The organism is Nonomuraea sp. NPDC054003 (assembly GCF_055585125.1).
The window spans coordinates 301,193-320,272 of record NZ_JBVJKR010000001.1 but is presented as its reverse complement, the minus strand read 5'-3'; the positions used below and the strand labels follow the sequence as shown (position 1 = coordinate 320,272).

At 72.3% G+C, this 19,080-nt stretch carries 13 protein-coding genes and 1 pseudogene; 6 read left to right on the top strand and 8 right to left on the bottom strand.

Features of this window, described 5'->3' with window-relative positions:
* Positions 1 to 76 precede the first annotated feature (76 nt).
* Positions 77 to 2,995, bottom strand: coding sequence for a bifunctional acetate--CoA ligase family protein/GNAT family N-acetyltransferase (locus ACZ6YG_RS01245; protein WP_466016868.1), 2,919 nt, complete (start codon positions 2,993 to 2,995; stop codon positions 77 to 79).
* Between the two features lie 172 nt (positions 2,996 to 3,167).
* On the opposite strand from ACZ6YG_RS01245, the gene ACZ6YG_RS01240 reads away from it, so the two are divergent.
* Positions 3,168 to 4,058 (top strand): carbohydrate kinase family protein, encoded by an 891-nt coding sequence (locus ACZ6YG_RS01240; RefSeq protein WP_148030175.1) that lies wholly within the window; start codon positions 3,168 to 3,170, stop codon positions 4,056 to 4,058.
* Positions 4,059 to 4,580: 522 nt separating this feature from the next.
* Here ACZ6YG_RS01240 and ACZ6YG_RS01235 read toward each other — a convergent pair.
* Positions 4,581 to 6,668 carry a RecQ family ATP-dependent DNA helicase gene (locus tag ACZ6YG_RS01235; RefSeq protein WP_466016867.1) on the bottom strand — a complete coding sequence of 696 codons (2,088 nt, stop codon included), beginning with the start codon at positions 6,666 to 6,668 and terminating at the stop codon, positions 4,581 to 4,583.
* A 79-nt stretch (positions 6,669 to 6,747) separates the two neighbouring features.
* On the opposite strand from ACZ6YG_RS01235, the gene ACZ6YG_RS01230 reads away from it, so the two are divergent.
* A complete protein-coding gene (locus ACZ6YG_RS01230; protein ID WP_219551807.1) occupies positions 6,748 to 9,237 on the top strand; it encodes a DNA gyrase/topoisomerase IV subunit A in 2,490 nt (829 codons plus the stop codon).
* A gap of 13 nt (positions 9,238 to 9,250) precedes the next feature.
* Here ACZ6YG_RS01230 and ACZ6YG_RS01225 read toward each other — a convergent pair whose 3' ends face one another.
* Positions 9,251 to 9,772, bottom strand: coding sequence for a serine hydrolase (locus ACZ6YG_RS01225; protein WP_466016866.1), 522 nt, complete (start codon positions 9,770 to 9,772; stop codon positions 9,251 to 9,253).
* A gap of 4 nt (positions 9,773 to 9,776) precedes the next feature.
* A pseudogene (locus ACZ6YG_RS01220) lies at positions 9,777 to 9,997 on the bottom strand (serine hydrolase domain-containing protein); the annotation flags it as partial.
* A gap of 123 nt (positions 9,998 to 10,120) precedes the next feature.
* On the opposite strand from ACZ6YG_RS01220, the gene ACZ6YG_RS01215 reads away from it, so the two are divergent.
* The gene (locus ACZ6YG_RS01215) at positions 10,121 to 10,393 is read left to right on the top strand and encodes a hypothetical protein (protein ID WP_466017177.1); all 273 of its coding nucleotides are present in this window, start codon (positions 10,121 to 10,123) and stop codon (positions 10,391 to 10,393) included.
* Between the two features lie 12 nt (positions 10,394 to 10,405).
* On the opposite strand, the gene ACZ6YG_RS01210 is transcribed toward ACZ6YG_RS01215, so the two are convergent.
* Positions 10,406 to 11,647 (bottom strand): FAD-dependent oxidoreductase, encoded by a 1,242-nt coding sequence (locus tag ACZ6YG_RS01210; protein WP_148030173.1) that lies wholly within the window; start codon positions 11,645 to 11,647, stop codon positions 10,406 to 10,408.
* 132 nt (positions 11,648 to 11,779) lie between these two features.
* On the opposite strand from ACZ6YG_RS01210, the gene ACZ6YG_RS01205 reads away from it, so the two are divergent.
* Positions 11,780 to 14,821 carry a glycoside hydrolase family 3 N-terminal domain-containing protein gene (locus ACZ6YG_RS01205; protein WP_466016865.1) on the top strand — a complete coding sequence of 1,014 codons (3,042 nt, stop codon included), beginning with the start codon at positions 11,780 to 11,782 and terminating at the stop codon, positions 14,819 to 14,821.
* Here the strand turns inward: ACZ6YG_RS01205 and ACZ6YG_RS01200 are convergent.
* Entirely contained in the window at positions 14,818 to 15,186 is a 369-nt protein-coding gene (locus tag ACZ6YG_RS01200) for a VOC family protein (RefSeq protein WP_466016864.1), read from the bottom strand. The genes ACZ6YG_RS01205 and ACZ6YG_RS01200 overlap by 4 nt on opposite strands.
* A 41-nt stretch (positions 15,187 to 15,227) precedes the next feature.
* Here ACZ6YG_RS01200 and ACZ6YG_RS01195 point away from each other — a divergent pair, with 41 nt between their 5' ends.
* On the top strand, positions 15,228 to 15,791 hold the full coding sequence (locus tag ACZ6YG_RS01195) for a thioredoxin family protein (RefSeq protein ID WP_148030170.1): 564 nt from the start codon (positions 15,228 to 15,230) through the stop codon (positions 15,789 to 15,791).
* A gap of 6 nt (positions 15,792 to 15,797) precedes the next feature.
* Here the strand turns inward: ACZ6YG_RS01195 and ACZ6YG_RS01190 are convergent, their stop codons facing one another.
* A complete protein-coding gene (locus ACZ6YG_RS01190; RefSeq protein ID WP_148030169.1) occupies positions 15,798 to 16,148 on the bottom strand; it encodes a hypothetical protein in 351 nt (116 codons plus the stop codon).
* A 142-nt stretch (positions 16,149 to 16,290) separates the two neighbouring features.
* On the opposite strand from ACZ6YG_RS01190, the gene ACZ6YG_RS01185 reads away from it, so the two are divergent.
* The gene (locus tag ACZ6YG_RS01185) at positions 16,291 to 16,782 is read left to right on the top strand and encodes a beta-class carbonic anhydrase (RefSeq protein WP_148030168.1); all 492 of its coding nucleotides are present in this window, start codon (positions 16,291 to 16,293) and stop codon (positions 16,780 to 16,782) included.
* Between the two features lie 15 nt (positions 16,783 to 16,797).
* Here ACZ6YG_RS01185 and ACZ6YG_RS01180 read toward each other — a convergent pair whose 3' ends face one another.
* Entirely contained in the window at positions 16,798 to 18,864 is a 2,067-nt protein-coding gene (locus tag ACZ6YG_RS01180; protein ID WP_466016863.1) for a DNA gyrase/topoisomerase IV subunit B, read from the bottom strand.
* Positions 18,865 to 19,080: the final 216 nt, after the last annotated feature.

Sequence of the window (19,080 nt, the reverse complement as noted above, 5' to 3'; positions counted from 1 at the left end):
AGTGCAACCACCCGCCGGATGTAACGCTCTATAACGTCTGCGCGACCGCGTACGGGAACGCCGGAGCGGCCGGGAGCTAGCTGAGCCTGCGGGGGCCGCCGTCGAGGCGGGGGCCCGCGGGGGTGCGCAGGACGGCCCTGGCGTCGAGGATCGTCACGCCCTCCTCACCCACGAGCACCTGGTCCAGGTCCAGCCTGGCCAGCTCCGGCAGGTCGTGGGCCAGGCGGCTCACCCTGACGAGCAGGTCCTCCAGGGCGTCCACCGCCACCGGCGGGTAACCGTACTCGCCGAACAGCAGCGGCGCGGCCCGCACCGAACGCACCAGCCCCGCCGCGTCCTCCCGGGTGAGCGGCGCCAGCCGGAAGCCCCGGTCGCGCAGCAGCCTGGCGGCCACCTCGCCCAGCCCGAACGACACGACAGGGCCGAACGCCGGGTCGTCGACGACGCTCACCACCGTCGGCACGGCCGGCTGTGGCGCCATCCGCTGGACGGCCAGCTCCACGCCGTCGCCGAGTTGCCGGGTGAACTCCTCGTACGCGTGCCGCACGGCGTCGGCGGTCGGCAGCCCGAGGCGTACCGTCCCCGCCCGGCGGGACGCTTCGGGGTCGGCCACCTTGAGCACGACCGGCCAGCCGAGCCGTTCGGCGGCCCGTGCGGCCTCGTCGGCCGAGCCGACCGCCTCGGCGGGCCAGACGGTCAGCCCGTAACAGGCCAGCAGCTCCGCGGCGTCGGCCTCCACGGGCGGCCCGGCCGCCGCGAAGTACGGAGCCCTCCCGCCTCCCGGCACGGCCTCCGTAGCACCCGTCCGATAAGGGCTCCCGGACGGGCGGGGATGCGATGTCCCTTCCGTATCACCGGACCGCACGACGGAACCGTCCTCCGGGGAGGCACCGGCCGCATCCCCCGCCGAAGATGGACGCGGGGCGGAGGAGTCCTCCAGAGGACCGTCCGCAGCGGAAGCGTCCGACGAGCGCTTCCCACCTTCGGGAGACGCCTCGGCGGAGTCGGCCGTCTCGGGCGTGCCGGTGGTCTCAGGGGGTTCCGGTGGGAGGGCGCCCGCGAGTGTCCCGGTGGCGAGGGCGCGGACGCGGGCGGTGTCGACGTCCTCCAGTTCCGGGGGCGGCGCGGCCGGCTCGGCGCGCCAGCGGGCGTAGCGGACCGCCTGGGCGAGGGCGCGCACGGCTTCCTCGGGGGCCGCGTACGAGGGGATGGACCCGCGTTCCGGCGCGGGCCCGGCCCGCAGATGCGGATGCATGCCGAGATATCCCTCGAACGTGGCCAGCACCGGCTTCGACGCGCCCTTCGACACCCTCAGCAGCTCGGCCGCCACCCCGGCCGCGTCACCGGGGATGGGCGGCATGTAGATGACGACGGCCGCGTCCACCTCGGGTGAGGCCAGCTCGCCGGCGAGCCCCGTACCGAACTCGGACGGCCCCGCGGCCGCACCCAGGTTGACCGGCGGGCGCGGCGACAGACCGGCGGCGACGCAGGCGTCGGCGGCGAGCAGGCCGAGCGCGTCGGAGTTGGTGATCACGGCGACCCGCGGACCGGCGGGGAGCGGCTGGTAGGCCAGCAACTGGCCGACGTCGAAGAGCTGGATCAGGTCGTCGACCCGGATCAGCCCCGACTGCTCGAACAGCGAGCTGATCGCCGAGTCGGGCAGCCCCAGCTCCTGGGCGGAGTGGCCGGAGGGGGTGCCGCCGCTCTTGACCACCACGATCGGCTTGCTGCGGGAGATCCGCCTGGCCAGGCGGGTGAACTTGCGCGGGTTGCCCAGCGACTCGAGGTAGAGCAGGATCACCTCGGTCGCGTCGTTCTCCTCCCAGTACTGCAACAGGTCGTTGCCCGACACGTCGGCCCGGTTGCCCGCGGAGACGAACGACGAGATGCCCATGCCCCGCTGCGCCACCCGCTGCAGCAGCGCGGTGCCGAGCGCGCCCGACTGGCTGAAGAAGCCGACCGTGCCGCGGCCGGGGACGGTGGCGGCGAGGGTGGCGTTGAGCTTGACGGCGGGGTCGGTGTTGGCGATGCCGAGACAGTTGGGGCCGACGACGCGCAGGCCGTGAGCGCGGGCGATGCGGGCCAGCTCGTCCTGTCTGGCGCGGCCCTCCTCGCCCAGCTCGCCGAAGCCGGAGGAGACCACGACCAGCCCGTGCACGCCCTTGGCGGCGCACTCCTCGACGACGTCCAGCACGCTGCCGGCGGGCACCGCCACCACGGCCAGGTCGACCTCGTCGTCGATGGCGCCGATGCTCGGGTACGCGCGCACGCCCGCCACGGCGCGCGCCTCGCGGTGCACGGGATAGACGGGGCCGGTGAAGTCGGCGGCGAGCAGGTTGCGCAGCACGGTCTGGCCGACGCCGCCCGGCTCGCGTGAGACGCCGATGACCGCGACCGAGCCGGGGGCCAGCAGCCGGGCGATGGACCGGGCCTCGGCGCGGTGCTCGCGAGCCATGGTGACCTCGGTCGAGGTCTCGGTGGGCGTCAGGTCGAGGGTCATGCGGACCACGCCGTCGGCGAACCGGCTCTCGGCGGTGTAGCCGGCCTGGCGGAGCACGCCCATCATCTTCATGTTGGCGGGCAGCACGTCGGCGACGAAGCGCTCGATGCCGCGCTCGCGGGCGGTCGCCGCCAGGTGTTCGAGGAGCACCGAGGCCACTCCCCTGCCCTGGTGGGCGTCCTCGACCAGGAACGCCACCTCCGCCTCGCCCGGCCCGGTGCGGTCGTAGCGGATGACGGCCACCATGTCGGCCCCGATCGTGGCGATCAGGGCGACCCGGCCGACGTAGTCGACGTTGGTGAACCACCGCACCTCGCGGTCGGACAGCCGCGGCCTCGGCCCGAAGAACCGGAAGTAGATGGACTCGTCGGACAGCCGCGAGTAGAAAGCGCGCAGCCGGTCGGCGTCGGCGGGCCTGATGGGGCGCAGGTGAGCAGTGCCGCCGTCGGCCAGGACGACATCCGCTTCCCAGTGAGCGGGATATTGTGCCTCCACAGTCCCGAGACTAAACCCCCATCCCACATGCCAAGAATCCCCGGCCCGATTGGGCAACGGATGTGCATCGACTCAGGCCGGGTGTCGGGGGTCCGCCCCACGAGCAGCCCCGAAGCTGTTAGTTTTGCCGTGGCCAGGCTCGATCTGTAGCAGCAAGCAAGGTGGTGGCATCATGACGCGGGTCGTCGTGGTGGGCGATCTCATGACCGACGCGGTGGCGCGCGCCCGTTATGCGCTCGCCAGAGCGAGCGACACACCCGCGGTCGTGACCATGCACGGAGGCGGTTCGGGCGCCAACATCGCCTCGTGGCTGGCGGTCGAGGGCGCGGAGGTGGCCTACATCGGCCGCCGCGGCGCCGACATCACCGGCCGTAACCGCGACATGGAGCTGATGGGCTACGGCGTCGACGCCCGGCTCGTCATGGACCCGGAGCGTCCCACCGGCACCTGCGTGGTGCTCGTGACGCACAAGGGCGAGCGCACCATGCTCTCCGACCCCGGCGCCAACGCGGCGCTGGCCCCCGAGGACCTGCCGCGCGACCTGTTCGGCGGCGGCCACCTCCACCTGTCCGGCTACACGCTGATCAACGAGGGCTCGCGCGAGGCCGGTCTCGCCGCGCTCGACATGGCGCGCCGCGCGGGGATGTCGATCTCCGTCGACTGCGCCTCCGCGGCCCCGTTGGAGCGTACGGGCGCGGAGCCGTTCCTGGAGTGGACGGGCGGCGCCAAGCTGCTGTTCGCCAACGCCGACCAGGCCAAGGTGCTGACCGGCCGCGACGATCCCGAGGCTGCGGCCAAGGTGCTGACCGCGTGGTTCCCGCAGGTCGTGATCAAGATGAACGCCGAGGGCGCGTTGTGGTACGGCAACGGCCGCCCCGAGCCGGTGCGGGCGCCGGCCGAGCCGGTCGACCGCATCGTCGACGGCACGGGCGCGGGCGACGCGTTCTGCGCCGGGTTCCTGCCGGCGTGGCTGGCGGGCAAGCCCGCGGCGGAGTCGCTGAGCGCCGGCTGCAGCCTGGCCTCCAAGGCCATCGTGCACCTCGGCGCCCGCCCGCGCCTCTAGCGGGTCCTGCCTCTGGCGGGTCCTGCCTCAGACGGGCCGCGCCTCCAGCAGGCCACGCCTTCAGCGGGTCGCGCCTTCAGTTGGCCTTGCCCGCGTCCGTGACTGCCCGGCGATCACCGGTCCGTCGCCGTACGAGACGCCCGGCTTCTCGGCGAGAGCGGCGTCTACCTGCGCGTTCAACGTCAGGCGAGCAGGTGACAGGCAAACTGCCGCACGCCGGCATCACCAACGACGCCCGGGGCGGCGCGGCGCTTCCCGCGAGAGGCCCAGGGCGGCGTGGGCGCTTCCCGCAAAGGGCTGTGGCGGCGTCGCGCTTTCACAAGAGGCTGAAGCAGCACCCGCTTCACGCGCGAGGCCTACGGCACGGCGCTTCACACGGGAGGCTGAGGCGGCGCTCGCCGGGCTGGGCTGATCGGCAAGGCCTGGGCCGCCGACCGGCGCGGACGCGCATCAGCCCCGCGTACGGGACGAGCCGGGCGCGCGCATCAGCCCCGTGTACGGGACGAGCCGGGCGCGCGCTGATCAGGATGTGACGGCCAGGGTCAGGGGGAGGACGGCCGGGGCGCCCGCGTGGCGGACCAGGGCGGCGCCGAGGGTCATGGTCCAGCCGGTGTCGACGCGGTCGTCGACCAGCAGCACCGGGCCGCCGCACGCCGCCACCGCGGCGCCCAGCTCCTTCGGCATGGCGAGCGTCGCCCGTACGGCCTGGACCCGCTTGGCGCTGTTGAACTGCCGGCCGGGCGGCCCCGACCGGTAGCCCAGCTCGCCGAGATAGGTCAGGCGGCCGACCTGCGCGAGCCGTTCGCCGAAGGCGCGCACCAGCAGCGGCCTGGCCGAGGAGGGCACGCCGACCACGGCCACCGGCCGCTGCTCCCACTCCCAGGCGGACAGCACCTTGATCACGGCCGCGAACATGTCGTCGGGCATCGGCCCGTCGGGGCCCTGGAACAGGTCGCGCAGGCGGTTGCCCCAGCCGATGTCGGTCAGCCGGCCGAGGGCGCGTCCGGGCTCGGCGCGGAGCTCGGGCTTGATCTTGCCGGACAGGTCGGCCAGCCCTGTCGGCCACTGCTTGCGGGGGTCGATCTCCACGCCGGGCCGGGCCAGCCGCTCGCGGGCGCGCTCGACGGCCGGGGCGGCGATGCCGGGCGAGCGGTGGTGGCCGGTGCAGTTGTCGCAGCGGCCGCACGGCCCGGCGGCCTCGTCGTCGAGCAGCTCGCGCAGGTAGTGCTCGCGGCAGCGGTCGGTGGTGAGGTAGCCCAGCATGGCCTCCTGCTCGGCCCTGCGCTCGGCGGCGATGCGGGAGTAGCGCTCGGCGTCGTAGGCCCACGGCTCGCCGGTGGCCTCCCAGCCGCCCTTGACCCGGCGCACCGCGCCGTCGACGTCGAGCACCTTGAGCATCATCTCCAGGCGGCTGCGGCTCAGGTCGACGGCGGTCTCCAGGGCGGGGGTGGACATGACGCCCCGCTCCTCCAGCGTCTGGAGCACGGTGCGGACGACCGGCTCGGGCGGGAACGCGAGGGAGGCGAAATAGGCCCAGATGTCGCGGTCTTCGGTGCCGGGCAGCAGGATCACCTCGGCCCGCTCGACGCCGCGCCCGGCCCGGCCGACCTGCTGATAGTAGGCGACCGGCGACTGCGGGGCGCCCACGTGGACGACGAACCCGAGGTCGGGCTTGTCGAAGCCCATGCCGAGCGCGCTCGTCGCCACCAGCGCCTTGATCTTGTTGGCGAGCAGCGCCTCCTCGGCCGCCAGCCGCTCGGCCGGCTCGGTCTGGCCGGAGTAGGCGGCCACCTCGTGGCCCTGGTCGCGCAGGTGGCCGGCGATCTCGTGGGCGGCGGCGACGGTGAGGGTGTAGACGATGCCGGAGCCGGGCAGCTCGTGCAGGGTCTGGGACAGCCAGGCCAGCCGCTGCTCGGCGCTCGGAAGCCTGACGACGCTCAGGTGGAGGCTCTCGCGCTCCAGCGGCCCGCGCAGGACCAGGGTGTCCTCGCCCATCTGCTCGGCGACGTCGCGGGTGACGCGGGCGTTGGCCGTGGCGGTGGTGGCGAGCACCGGGATGCCGGGCGGCAGCTCCTCGAACAGCGTGGCCAGGCGGCGGTAGTCGGGGCGGAAGTCGTGGCCCCAGTCGGAGATGCAGTGGGCCTCGTCGACCACGACCAGGCCGGCGCTCTCGGCCAGCTCGGGCAGGACGTTGTCGCGGAAGTCGGGGTTGTTGAGCCGCTCGGGGCTGACCAGGAGCACGTCGACCTGGCCGGCGGCGACCTCGCCGTAGACCTCCTCCCACGCCTCGGGGTTGGCCGAGTTGATCGTCACGGCGCGGATGCCGGCGCGTTCGGCGGCGGCGATCTGGTTGCGCATGAGGGCGAGCAGCGGCGAGACGATGACGGTGGGCCCCTCGCCCAGCTCGCGCAGCAGGGCGGTGGCCACGAAGTAGACCGCGGACTTGCCCCAGCCGGTGCGCTGCACGACGAGCACCCGGCGGCGGTCGACGACGAGCGCCTCGATGGCGGTCCACTGGTCGTCACGCAACCGGGCGTGCTCGCCCGCCAGCGCCCGCAGCTTCTCCTCGGCCTCTTCGCGCAGCATCGCCGCGTCGGGGGCGTCAATCATGGGTTCCTTGTTACCAGGTCCGGCCGACGATTCCGAGCCGGGGCGATGGAGTCGCACGCACCCTCTTTTCTTCGGCACAATGTTCGACATGGCCCGACGCAGCACCGCACCCCCTCCCGAGGACTTCGAGGAGCGCATCGTCGACATCGACGTGTCGTCCGAGATGCGCACGAGCTTCCTCGAGTACGCCTATTCCGTCATCTACCAGCGGGCGCTGCCCGACGCCCGCGACGGCCTCAAGCCGGTGCAGCGGCGCATCCTCTACTCGATGAGCGAGATGGGCCTGCGGCCCGACCGGGGGCACGTCAAGTCGTCCCGCGTGGTCGGCGACGTCATGGGCAAGCTCCACCCGCACGGCGACAGCGCCATCTACGACGCGCTGGTGCGGCTGGCGCAGCCGTTCTCGATGCGGCTGCCGCTGGTCGACGGCCACGGCAACTTCGGCTCGCCCGACGACCTGCCCGCGGCCATGCGTTACACCGAGGCCAGGCTGGCCCCGGCGGCGATGCTGATGGTGGAGTCGATCGACGAGGACACCGTCGACTTCAAGCCCAACTACGACGGGCAGGAGACGGAGCCGACGGTCATGCCGTCGGCGTTCCCCAACCTGCTGGTCAACGGCACCACCGGCATCGCGGTCGGCATGGCGACCAACATGGCGCCGCACAACCTGACCGAGGTCGTCGCCGCCGCCCGCCACCTGATCAAGAAGCCGGCGGCGACGCTCGACGAGCTGATGAAGTTCGTGCCCGGGCCCGACCTGCCGACCGGCGGCACCATCATCGGCCTGCAGGGCGTCCGCGACGCCTACGAGACCGGGCGCGGCACCTTCCGCATGCGGGCCACCTGCACGGTCGAGCAGATCACCCCGCGCCGCAAGGGCATCGTCGTCACCGAGCTGCCCTACAACGTCGGCCCCGAGCGCGTGGTCACCAAGATCAAAGAGCTGGTGACCAGCAAGAAGCTGCAGGGCATCGCCGATCTCAAGGACCTCACCGACCGGCACAAGGGCCTGCGCCTGGTCATCGAGATCAAGAACGGCTTCATCCCCGAGGCGGTGCTGGAGGAGCTCTACCGGCTGACGCCGATGGAGGAGACCTTCGGCATCAACAACGTCGCGCTGGTCGACGGCGAGCCGCGCACGCTCGGCCTGCGCGAGCTGCTCCAGGTGTACGTGAACCACCGGCTGGAGGTCGTCCGGCGGCGCTCGGAGTTCCGGCGCCGCAAGCGCGAGGACCGGCTCCACCTGGTCGACGGCCTGATCGTCGCGCTGCTCAACATCGACGAGGTCATCCAGGTGATCCGCGCGTCCGACGACTCGGCGCAGGCGCGCGAGCGGCTGATGAGCGTGTTCGACCTGACCGAGGTGCAGGCCTCCTACATCCTCGACACGCCGCTGCGCCGCCTGACCCGCTACGACAAGCTGGAGCTCGACCGCGAGAAGGAGACGCTCACCGAGGAGATCGCCGAGCTGACCGCGATCCTTTCGTCGGAGACGCGGCTGCGCCAGGTGGTCTCCGGCGAGCTGGCCGAGGTGTCGAAGAAGTACGGCACGCCGCGCCGCACCGAGCTGCGTGAGGCCTCCGGGCAGACCCGCACCCCGGTGGTGTCGCTGCAGGTGGCCGACGACCCGTGCCTGGCGCTGCTGTCGTCCACGGGCCTGCTGGCGCGCACCGCCGACGCCGAGCCGCTGGCGGCCGAGGGCGGCCGTTCGCCGCACGACGTGCTGGTCTCCGCCGTCCGCACGAGCGTGCGGGGCGAGGTGGGGGTGGTGACGTCGCAGGGCCGGCTCATCCGCGTCCAGGTGGTCGACCTGCCGACGCTGCCCGCCTCGGCCGCCCCGCCGACCCTGTCGGGCGGGCATCCGGTCTCCGAGTTCGTGTCGCTGGAGCCCGGCGAGACCGTGGTGGGGCTGGGTTCGCTCGACCCGTCGGGGCCGGGCCTGGCGCTCGGCACGGCGCAGGGCGTGATCAAGCGGGTGGTGCCCGAATACCCCGCCAACCGCGACGACTTCGAGGTGATCACGCTCAAGGACGGCGACACGGTGGTGGGCGCCGTCGAGCTGGAGTCCGAGGAGCATGACGTGGTGTTCATCACGTCCGAGGCCCAGTTGCTGCGTTTCCCGGCGTCGCTGGTCAGGCCGCAGGGGCGGCCGGCGGGCGGCATGGCGGGCGTCCGCCTCGACGGCGCCGCGCGGGTGATCTGGTTCGGCGTGGTCGACCCGTCCAGGCCCGCCCGGGTGGTGACGGTGGCGGGCTCGTCCACCGCGCTTCCCGGCACGCAGATCGGCGGCGGCAAGGTGTCCGACTACGCCGACTTCCCGGCCAAGGGCCGGGCCACGGGCGGGGTGCGCGCCCAGCGGTTCCTGAAGGGCGAGGACGTGCTGCTGCTGGCTTGGGCGGGCCCGGCGCCGGCCAGGGCGGTCTCCCCGGTGGGCAAGCCGGTGCCACTGCCTGAGGAGCTCGGCCGCCGCGACGGCTCCGGGGTCCGTCTCACCCATACCATCGGCGCCGTCGGCGGCGCCCTGGCCTCCGCTCCCGCGCCCGCCTCCGCGACGCCGGAAGGCTGAGCCGGGTCCCATGTCACCCGTCCCGGTCTCCGGGGCGGGTCTCACGGGCGCGTGCCAGGAGGTCCAGGGTCAGGTCCGGCTCCAGGTCCTCGAAGTTCCACACTCCCCGCCGGTAGGCGTGGTTGCTGACCCAGAAGGCCATCGTGCCGTCGCCCGGGGACAGCGCGTAGTTCGTCGGCGACCATCCGTTGCCGCCGTCGTGCCAGGCGATCCGGCCGTCGCCGGTGCCGCGGATGTTCCAGCCGTACGCGTACGACTCGTCCGAGTCCGGCACCGGCGCGTACGCGGTGAAGAGCTTCTTCCTGGCGCCCGCCGGCAGGACGGCGTCGCCGGTCAGCGCGCGGTGCCAGCGGAACAGGTCACGTGCGGTCGACAGCATGCCGCCGTTGCCCCGCAGGTTCCAGTGCGGGCCGTCGTCCGCCCACGGATGCTCGTACGGCCGGCCACGGTCGCTCCCCCGGGCGACGTACTCGACGGCGACCCGGTGGCGGTCCGGCCAGCAGGTCGTCGCGCGACACCGGGTCGTGGTCGTCACCGAGCGCTTCCCGCAGGCCCGCGGTGTGCGTCAGCAGGTGGTGCAGGGTGATGCCGCGCTCGCCGCCGGGGAGCGGCCCGAGATGCGCGCTGATGGGTCGGTCACCCGGAGCTCCCCCATCGCCTCCAGCTTCAGAATCGCGGCCGCGGTGAACTGCTTGGTGATCGACATGACGTCGTACACGGTGTCGCAGGTGGCGGCAATCCGCGCGGCGCGGTCGGCCAGGCCGAAGCCCTCGCAGTAGGTGATCCGGTCGCCGTGTGCGGTGATGACGGTGCCGCCTGACCCGTCGGGCAGTGTGCGCGCCAGGAAGCCGGCGACGTCCCGCCCTACTCCACCGCCTCCACCATGCTCGGCAGGGACCGGCTGCCGCGCGAGGAGCTCCTCGTGACGTTCGTCAGGGCCTGCGGTCTCGACGGGGACGACGCGCGATCGTGGGTGACCGCCCGTGCGGAGATCGCCGCCGGCACGGCGGCCCCAGCGGCGGTCCGGGGACGCCTGTGCCGGGTCGTCGTGGTGGCAGCCGCGCTGATCATGTCCTTCGCCGGCGGCGCCGCGTTCACGGCGCATGCCGGGGGCGAGACGACAGCGACCGAGGAGACGGTGATCCTCGGTCCGTGAGCTCATGCCTGCTCACGTACCCGTCGAGGTCTTCTCGGGCAGGCGGCGGGCGAAGGCGGGGGCGCGTTCGGGGCGCGGGCCGACGCCGATGAGGTACGCCGGGACGTACGAGAGAGCCGGGAAGCGGCGCATGAGCCACACCAGCGACCTGGGCGGCCCCGACCAGGTGCCCTGGATGACCCGCAGGGTGAACGCCCGGTGCAGCAGCCGCTGGAGGGTCTGCACGGCCACCGTCGGCATGAGGCGGCGGGCGCGGACGCGGGCGAGCGCCGCGGGCGTGGGCCGCCCCTTGCGCAGGGGTCCGGCCAGGAGCGTCGCGGCGGCGACCGCGTCCTGGACCGCCAGGTTGATGCCGACGCCGCCGACCGGCGACATGGCGTGGGCCGCGTCGCCGATGCACAGCAGCCCGTCGGCGTGCCAGCGGGTCAGCCGGTTGAGCCGGACGTCCAGGTGCTTGACGTCGTCCATCGAGGTCAGCTCGTCCACCTCGCCGGCCAGCGCGGGCACCGCCGCGGCGATCTCGCGGCGGAGGGGTCCGAGCCCGCGGGCGCGGAACTCGCGGTCGTGGCCCTTGGGGCCGAGGTAGCCGACCTGGAAGTGGGTCTCGCGGGGCAGGACGATGAGCAGGCGGTCGCCGACGACGCGCGGGACGAGCGCCCCTATGCCGTTCTCCCGGTCGCGCGGCAGCCGGAACCACCACACGTCGAACGGCACCCCGTACTCCTTGACGCGCAGACCGGCCCCGCGGCGGGCGAGGGACCAGCGGCCGTCGCAGGCCAGGGTCAGGTCGGCGCGGATCTCCCCGTCCTGTCCGCCGGCGGTGCGGTAGCGCACACCGGCGATCCGCCCGCCCTCGTGGATGAGACCGGTTACCTCGGTGCGCATCCGCAGGGTGAAGCCGGGCTCCTCGCGGGCGGCCCCGGCCAGCAGGTTCAGCAGGTCCCACTGCGGGACCATGGCGATGTACGGGCGGCGTACCTTGAGCCGCGACAGGTCTCCGATGACCACCGGCCCGTCGGCGGCCGGGAACGCGATCTCGGTGATGTGATATTGGGGCAGCCGGTCGAACCGGTCGCCCAGGCCCAGGTCGTCGAGCAGGGCGAGCGTCGACGGGTGGACGGTGTCGCCCCTGAAGTCCCGCAGGAAGTCGGCGTGCTTCTCCAGCACCGTCACCCGCACGCCCGCCCGGGCGAGCAGCAGCCCGGCGACCATGCCGGCGGGGCCGCCCCCGATGATGACGCAGTGTCCGGTCATCGCTCTCACCAGATTTCATCAATCGTTGAATAAGGCCATCTTGCGCCTCTGGTTCACTCTCGTCAAGAAACGTCTGTTATGAACCACGGCCCGCGTCCGATCTCTTGGAGAGAGCGCTCTCTGGGAGGTTCAGTGATCCGATTAAGAACTCCGCTGTGGGCCGCGGCGGCCGTGCTCGCCTCGCTCCTGGTGGCACCACCCGTGCAGGCGTCCGCCGAGCCGCACACCGTGACCGACTTCGAGTCCGCCACCCTGCCGCCCGGCGTGACCGGCTGGGGCAACGACGCGGCCTCCACCCCCACGCTCACCGTGCCCCCCGCCGACGACCGTCCGGGCGCGGCGGCGGGCAACCGGGCGTTGAGCACCGTCTACACGGTCAGCCAGTGGGGCGGCTGGTCGCACGACCTGACCGCCGCTCAGGACTGGTCACCGTACGAGGGATTCTCGTTCTGGGTGAAGGGCGCGGGCACCGGCCAGCGCGTCTTCTTCGAGGTCAAGGACGGAGGCGGCGGCGCGGGCAGCGCCGAGCTGTTCGAGTCGTCGTTCACCGACGACACCGCCGGCTGGCGGCAGGTCAGCGTGCCGTTCGCGGACTTCACCCGCCGCGCCGACTACCAGCCGGGCGGCTCGCCCACCGACGGCGAGCTGGACCTGATCGCCATGTGGGGCTACTCGATGCGGCTCCCCGCCGCCTCCTCGGGCACGCTGCTCTGGGACGACGTCCAGGTGTACGGGACGGCGCCGCCCCGGCCGGTCCGGCTGGCCACCGACGAGCCGGTCTACCCGGTCAAGGAGCGCGGCTCGGCCGAGGTGCGGGTGTCCGTCAGCACGGCCACCGGCGGGCCGCTCCCCTCGGACCTGACCGTGCACTACGCCACCGGCGCCGGCACCGCCACGCCCGGCGAGGACTACACCCCCGCCGCGGGCACGCTCACCTTCCCGGAGGGCACCCCCTCGGGCACGGCCAGATCGTTCCTGGTCAGGACCAAGGGCGACCGCGACGCCGAGGTGGCCGAGACCATCCCGATCCTGCTGTCGGGCGAGGGCGTCAGGCCGCCGGCCGAGAACCCGGTCGTCGTCATCGACGCGCACGGCCTGCCGTACCTGGACGAACGCAGGCCCGTCAGACAGCGGGTGGCCGACCTGCTCGGCCGGATGACGCTGGAGGAGAAGGCCGGGCAGATGACGCAGGCCGAGCGCGGCGCGCTCGGCAGCCAGAACGACATCGCCGCATACCTGCTCGGCTCGCTCCTGTCGGGCGGCGGGTCCACGCCGGCCACCAACACGCCCGAGGCGTGGGCGGACATGATCGACGGCTTCCAGCTCCGCGCCCGGCAGACCCGGCTGCAGATCCCGCTCATCTACGGCGTGGACGCGGTGCACGGCCACAACAACGTGGTCGGGGCGACGATCTTCCCGCACAACGTCGGGCTGGGCGCCGCCCGCGACCCCGCCCTCACCGAGCGGACGGGGAAGATCACGGCACGCGAGGTGAAGGCGACCGGCGTCCCGTGGAACTTCTCGCCGTGCCTGTGCGTGTCCCGCGACGACCGGTGGGGTCGCGCGTACGAGTCCTTCGGCGAGGACCCCGCGCTGGTGAAGCGGATGGCGACGATCATCGACGGGATGCAGGAGAACGGCGTCCTGGCCACCGCCAAGCACTACGTCGGCGACGGCGGCACCACGTACGGCTCGTCCACGACCGGGAACTACACCATCGACCAGGGCGTCACCGAGGTGAGCCGGGCCGAGCTGGAGGCGATCCACCTGTCGCCGTTCGCCGAGGCGGTCGAGCGGGAGGTGGCGACGGTCATGCCGTCGTTCTCCAGCGTGGACTCCGGCGACGGGCCGCTGAAGATGCACGCGCACCGGGAGCTGATCACGGACGTGCTGAAGGGCCGGCTCCGGTTCAAGGGGTTCGTGGTCAGCGACTGGCAGGCGATCGACCAGATCCCCGGCGACTACGCGAGCGACGTGCGGACCTCGGTCAACGCCGGGCTGGACATGATCATGGTGCCGTACGCGTACCAGGAGTTCGTCGGCGCGCTGAAGGCCGAGGTGCGGGCCGGGCGGATCCCGATGTCGCGGATCGACGACGCGGTCGCCAGGATCCTCACCCAGAAGTTTGAGGCGGGCCTGTTCGAGCGCCCGTACGCGGACCGGTCACGGCTGGCCGAGGTGGGCTCGCCCGCGCACCGCGAGGTGGCCCGCGAGGCCGCCGCCCGCTCGCAGGTGCTGCTGAAGAACGACGGCGGCCTGCTGCCGCTGGACCGGGACGCCCGCGTGTACGTGGCGGGCTCGAACGCCGACGACATCGGCAACCAGTCCGGCGGCTGGACCATCACCTGGCAGGGCTCGTCCGGGCCGATCACGCCCGGCACCACGATCCTGTCGGCGATCCGGAAGCGCGCCCCGTCCGTCACCTACTCGCGCGACGCCTCGGCGCCGCTCGACGGGCACGACGTGGGCGTGGTGGTCGTCGGCGAGACCCCGTACGCGGAAGGCCAGGGCGACGTGGGCGTCAACGGGCGCACGCTGAACCTGACCGGCGCGGACCGGGCCGCGATCGACCGGGTGTGCGGGGCGATGGACTGCGTGGTGCTGGTCGTCTCCGGCCGGCCGCTGCTGCTCGGCGACCTGTCGCAAGTGGAGGCCGTGGTGGCGGCCTGGCTGCCGGGCACCGAGGGCGACGGTGTGGCCGACCCGTTGTTCGGCGCGGTCCCGTACACCGGGCGGCTCCCGTTCACCTGGTTCCGCGGCGAGGAGCAGGTGCCGATCAACGTCGGCGACGCCTCCTACGACCCGCTCTACCCGTACGGGTGGGGGCTGCGCACGGACTCCGGCCGCGAACGGCTCAAGTTGGTACGCGACCGGCTGCTCAAGGGCGACGGACCGGCGAAGGCAGCGGCGGCGGCGCTGACCCCGGCGCTCCGGCCCGGCAACTGGCACCCCGGCGGCACCATCCGGAGCACCGCGGCCGTGCAGACGGCAGCGGCGCTGCTCGAACGGTCGCGCAGCGCCACCTTCCAGCAGGGTGACACGGTCGTCTCGGTGGCCAGGGACGCCGCCCAGGCGGCCGGCAAGCGGTTCGACCTGCAGGCGCGGGCGGACCACGAGCTGGCCTCCGGCGACCTGAGCGAGGCGGTCGAACTGCTGGCGCGGTCGGCCCGCTAGACCGTCAGGCAGAACGGGTGTCCGGCCGGGTCGAGGAAGACCCTGAAAGCGTCGTCCTCGCTCGGCTGGACCTCCGCCTTGGTCGCGCCGATCTCCAGCACTCGCTTCTCCGCGTCGTCGAGATCGTCCACCAGAACGTCGAGGTGGAGCTGCTGCGGCCGCTCTCCCTCCGGCCACATCGGCGGCCGGTAGTCCTCCACCAGCTGGAACGCCAGCCGGTCCGGCGATCCGCCGTCGCTCACCACCACCCAGCCGTCGTCCTCGTCCGTGATCGGCCAGCCGAGCAGGCGCGAGTAGAACCGGGCCAGAGCCGACGGGTCCGGGCAGTCGAACACCGTCGACCGGAACCGGGCGATGCCTTCCATGGATTCACCTCCGACAGGGACGACCGGCGACAATGGGAGACATGGCTGCGCATTCGTTCATGGTTCCGCTCGGCACACCCGCACCGCACTTCGACCTGACGGCCGTCGACGGCGGCAGTGTGTCCCTCGCCGACCTCGAAGGCTCCCCCGCCACCCTCGTGATCTTCCTGTCGAACCACTGTCCCTACGTCCGCCACATCGAGCACGGGCTCGGGCAGCTGGCCGCCGAATACGGCTCCCGCCTTTCGGTCGTCGCGATCTGCAGCAACGACAGCGTGAACTACCCCGACGACGATCCCACACACCTGGCCGAGCAGGCGGCCAGGGCCGGCTTCACCTTCCCCTACCTGCTCGACGACACGCAGGAGGTGGCCAAGGCCTACCGCGCGGCCTGCACGCCCGACTTCTTCCTGTACGACGCCGCTCTGAAGCTGGCCTACCGGGGCGAGTTCGACGGCGCCAGGCCGGGCAACAAGGTCCCGGTGACGGGCGCCTCGCTCCGGGCCGCCGTCGACGCGCTGCTGGCCGGCAAACCCGTCGAGGACGACCAGACGCCGTCGCTGGGCTGCGGCATCAAGTGGAAGCCGGGCAACGAACCGGCCTGAGGAGCATCAGCAGGGTCTGGTGCCGTGCTCCTGGTCGCGCCGTCCGGCGGCGGCGGTGATCGCCGCCGGGAGCGACAGGAGGAGCTCGTGCGGCTCGGCTCCCTCCCACGTGCGCACGAGCCGGGTGCCGGCCTCGCCGGGGTCGAACGCCTCGCAGCCGAGCGGCCCGTAGCAGCCGGCCTGGTCGAGCATGAGGATCAGCGGGTCGTCGTCGGCCAGCCCGCCGGCGTAGGCGGCGGCGTCGAGCAGGGCCAGCGTGCGCCTGGCGTTGCGTCCGCCGTCGTCGGACTCGACTCGATCCAGACAGCGCCGGGCCTGGGCACGGAGATACGCGGCAAGCGATTCGGACCTGCTCAAGACGACCTTCTTCGATCATGCGCACAATGGGCTACGGAATCATCACGCAAAGTTAGCAGTGATCGCGTGAGCTTGCTCACCTCCGGCGAATTCGTGGCCCCCGGACGCATCGACGAAACGGTCATGGGGGATCATCTTTGGCATGGATGCGTTCGACGACCTCTTTGCCGCCAACGCCGAGTTCGCCCGCACCTTCCGCGGGTCCGACCTGACCGGGCGCGCGGCACGTGGGCTGGCAGTCGTCACCTGCATGGACTCGCGTATCGACCCGCTCGGCCTGCTGGGGCTGGAGCCGGGCGACGCGAAGATCCTCAGGAACGCCGGCGCGCGGGTCACCGACGACGTCCTGCGTACGCTCGTGCTGGCGGTCTACCTGCTGGGGGTGGAGCGGGTGCTGGTCATGCCGCACACCGACTGCGGCATGACCAAGGCCACCGACGCGGACGTGCACCAGCTGACCCGTGACCAGGGCGTGGACACCCGGAGCCTGGAGTTCCACATGGTGCCGGACCAGACCGAGGCTCTCGTGCACGACCTGACCCGCATCACGTCGTCACCGTTCCTGCCGGCGGGCATGCCGGTCGTGGGCGCCGTCTACGACGTGAAGACGGGCCGCCTGATCCCGCTCGGCTGACCCCCGGGCGCGGGGTCAGGCGTCGATGTGGTCGCGGTCGACCTCGGCGGCGCTCTTGACGATGAACTCGCGGCGCGGGGCCACGTCGCTGCCCATCAGCAGGCTGAAGATCTGCTCCGCTTCCTCGGCGGCCTCGATGCGGACGCGGCGCAGGATGCGGTGGCGCGGGTCCATGGTGGTCTCGGCCAGCTGGTCGGCGTCCATCTCGCCGAGGCCCTTGTAGCGCTGGACCGGGTCCTTCCAGCGCTTGCCGCGCCGCTCAAGGTCGCGCAGCACCTTGTGCAGCTCGGCGTCGGAGTAGCAGTAGATGTACTTGTCCTTGCCGCGCCCGGGGTTGGTCAGCTCGATGCGGTGGAGCGGGGGGACCGCGGCGAAGACCCTGCCCGCCTCCACCATGGGCCGCATGTAGCGGTGGAAGAGCGTGAGCAGCAGGCAGCGGATGTGGGCGCCGTCGACGTCGGCGTCGGCCATGAGGATGATCTTGCCGTAGCGGGCGGCGTCGATGTCGAAGGAGCGGCCGGAGCCGGCGCCGACGACCTGGATGATGGCGGCGCACTCGGCGTTCTTCAGCATGTCGCTGACGGACGCCTTCTGCACGTTGAGGATCTTGCCGCGGATCGGCAGCAGGGCCTGGAACTCGGAGTCGCGGGCCAGCTTGGCGGTGCCTAGGGCGGAGTCGCCCTCGACGATGAACAGCTCGCTGCGGTCGACGTCGTCGCTGCGGCAGTCGACGAGCTTGGCGGGCAGCGCGGAGTTTTCGAGTGCGCTCTTGCGGCGCTGGTTCTCGCGGTGCTCGCGGGCGGCGATGCGGGCCTTGGCGGCGGCGACGATCTTCTCCAGCACCGCGCGCAGCGGCTGCTTGTAGCCGCGCGGCGGATTGTCGAACAGCTCCTTGAGATCGCGGCTGACGACGTGGGAGACGATGCGGGCGGCGGCGGAGGTGCCGAGGACCTCCTTGGTCTGGCCCTCGAACTGCGGCTCCGGCACGCGGACGGTGACGACCGCGGTGAGCCCTTCGAGGATGTCCTCCTTGGTGACGGGGTCGTCGCCGTTCTTGAGCAGGCGGGTCTCGCGGAGCTGCTCGTTGATCGTGCGGACGAGGCCGCGCTCGAAGCCGTTGACGTGGGTGCCGCCCTTGGGGGTGGCGATCACGTTGACGAAGGAGCGGACCGTGGACTCGTACCCCTTGCCCCAGCGCACGGCCACGTCGACGCTGAGCTCGCGCTGGACCTCGGTGGAGGTCATGTGGCCCTGGTCGTCGAGGACGGGCACGGTCTCGCGGAAGTGGCCCACGCCCTGCAGCCGCAGCACGTCGCAGACGGCCTCGTCGCGGGCGAGGAACTCGGTGAACTCGGAGATGCCGCCCTCGAAGCGGAACTCGTCGCGGACCTGCTCCTCGTGGCGGCTGTCGACGACGGCGAGGGTGAGGCCGGGCACCAGGAAGGCGGTCTGGCGGAGCCGGACGTGGATCTCGTCGAGCGACACCTCGGCGTCGGGCAGGAAGATCTGCTTGTCGGCCCAGAAGCGCACGCGGGTGCCGGTGGCCTTCTCGGGCAGCTTGCCGCCGTCGCGCAGGCCGGACTTCTTCTTGAACTTGGCGGTCGGCTCCGGCCCGTCGAACACGCCGGGCACGCCGCGCCGGAAGCTCATCTCGTGGACCTTGCCGTCGCGGTCGACCTGGATGTCGAGCCGCGCCGACAGGGCGTTGACCACGGAGGCGCCGACGCCGTGGAGGCCTCCCGAGGCGGTGTAGGAGCCGCCGCCGAACTTGCCGCCCGCGTGGAGCTTGGTGTAGACCAGCTCGACGCCCGCCAGGCCGCTCTTGGGCTCGACGTCGACGGGGATGCCGCGGCCGTTGTCGCGCACCTCGATGGAGCCGTCGGCGTGGAGCTCGACCTCGATGCGGTCGCAGTGGCCGCCCAGCGCCTCGTCGACGCCGTTGTCGACGATCTCCCAGAGGCAGTGCATGAGCCCGCGGCTGTCGGTGGATCCGATGTACATCCCCGGGCGCTTGCGGACGGCCTCGAGGCCCTCGAGCACCGAGAGGTGCCGAGCCGTGTAACCCGCCTCCACTACCGTCACTCCAGCCCTCCGGGTCTATAGTTCGAACACGTGTGCGTAGCTTACCGTTCTTCCCTTACGCACGCGTACAAGCTTGCCATGGCGCCATGTTTGCCGTTACCAGCAGGGTGATCCCCATTACTTTCGGACACATTCCGCTCTGGGCGTAGAGACCTGTGGGTTGGGAACGTCCACGTCCGGTTAGATGTTGTTCCAAGTGACTGACGCCAGATCCTC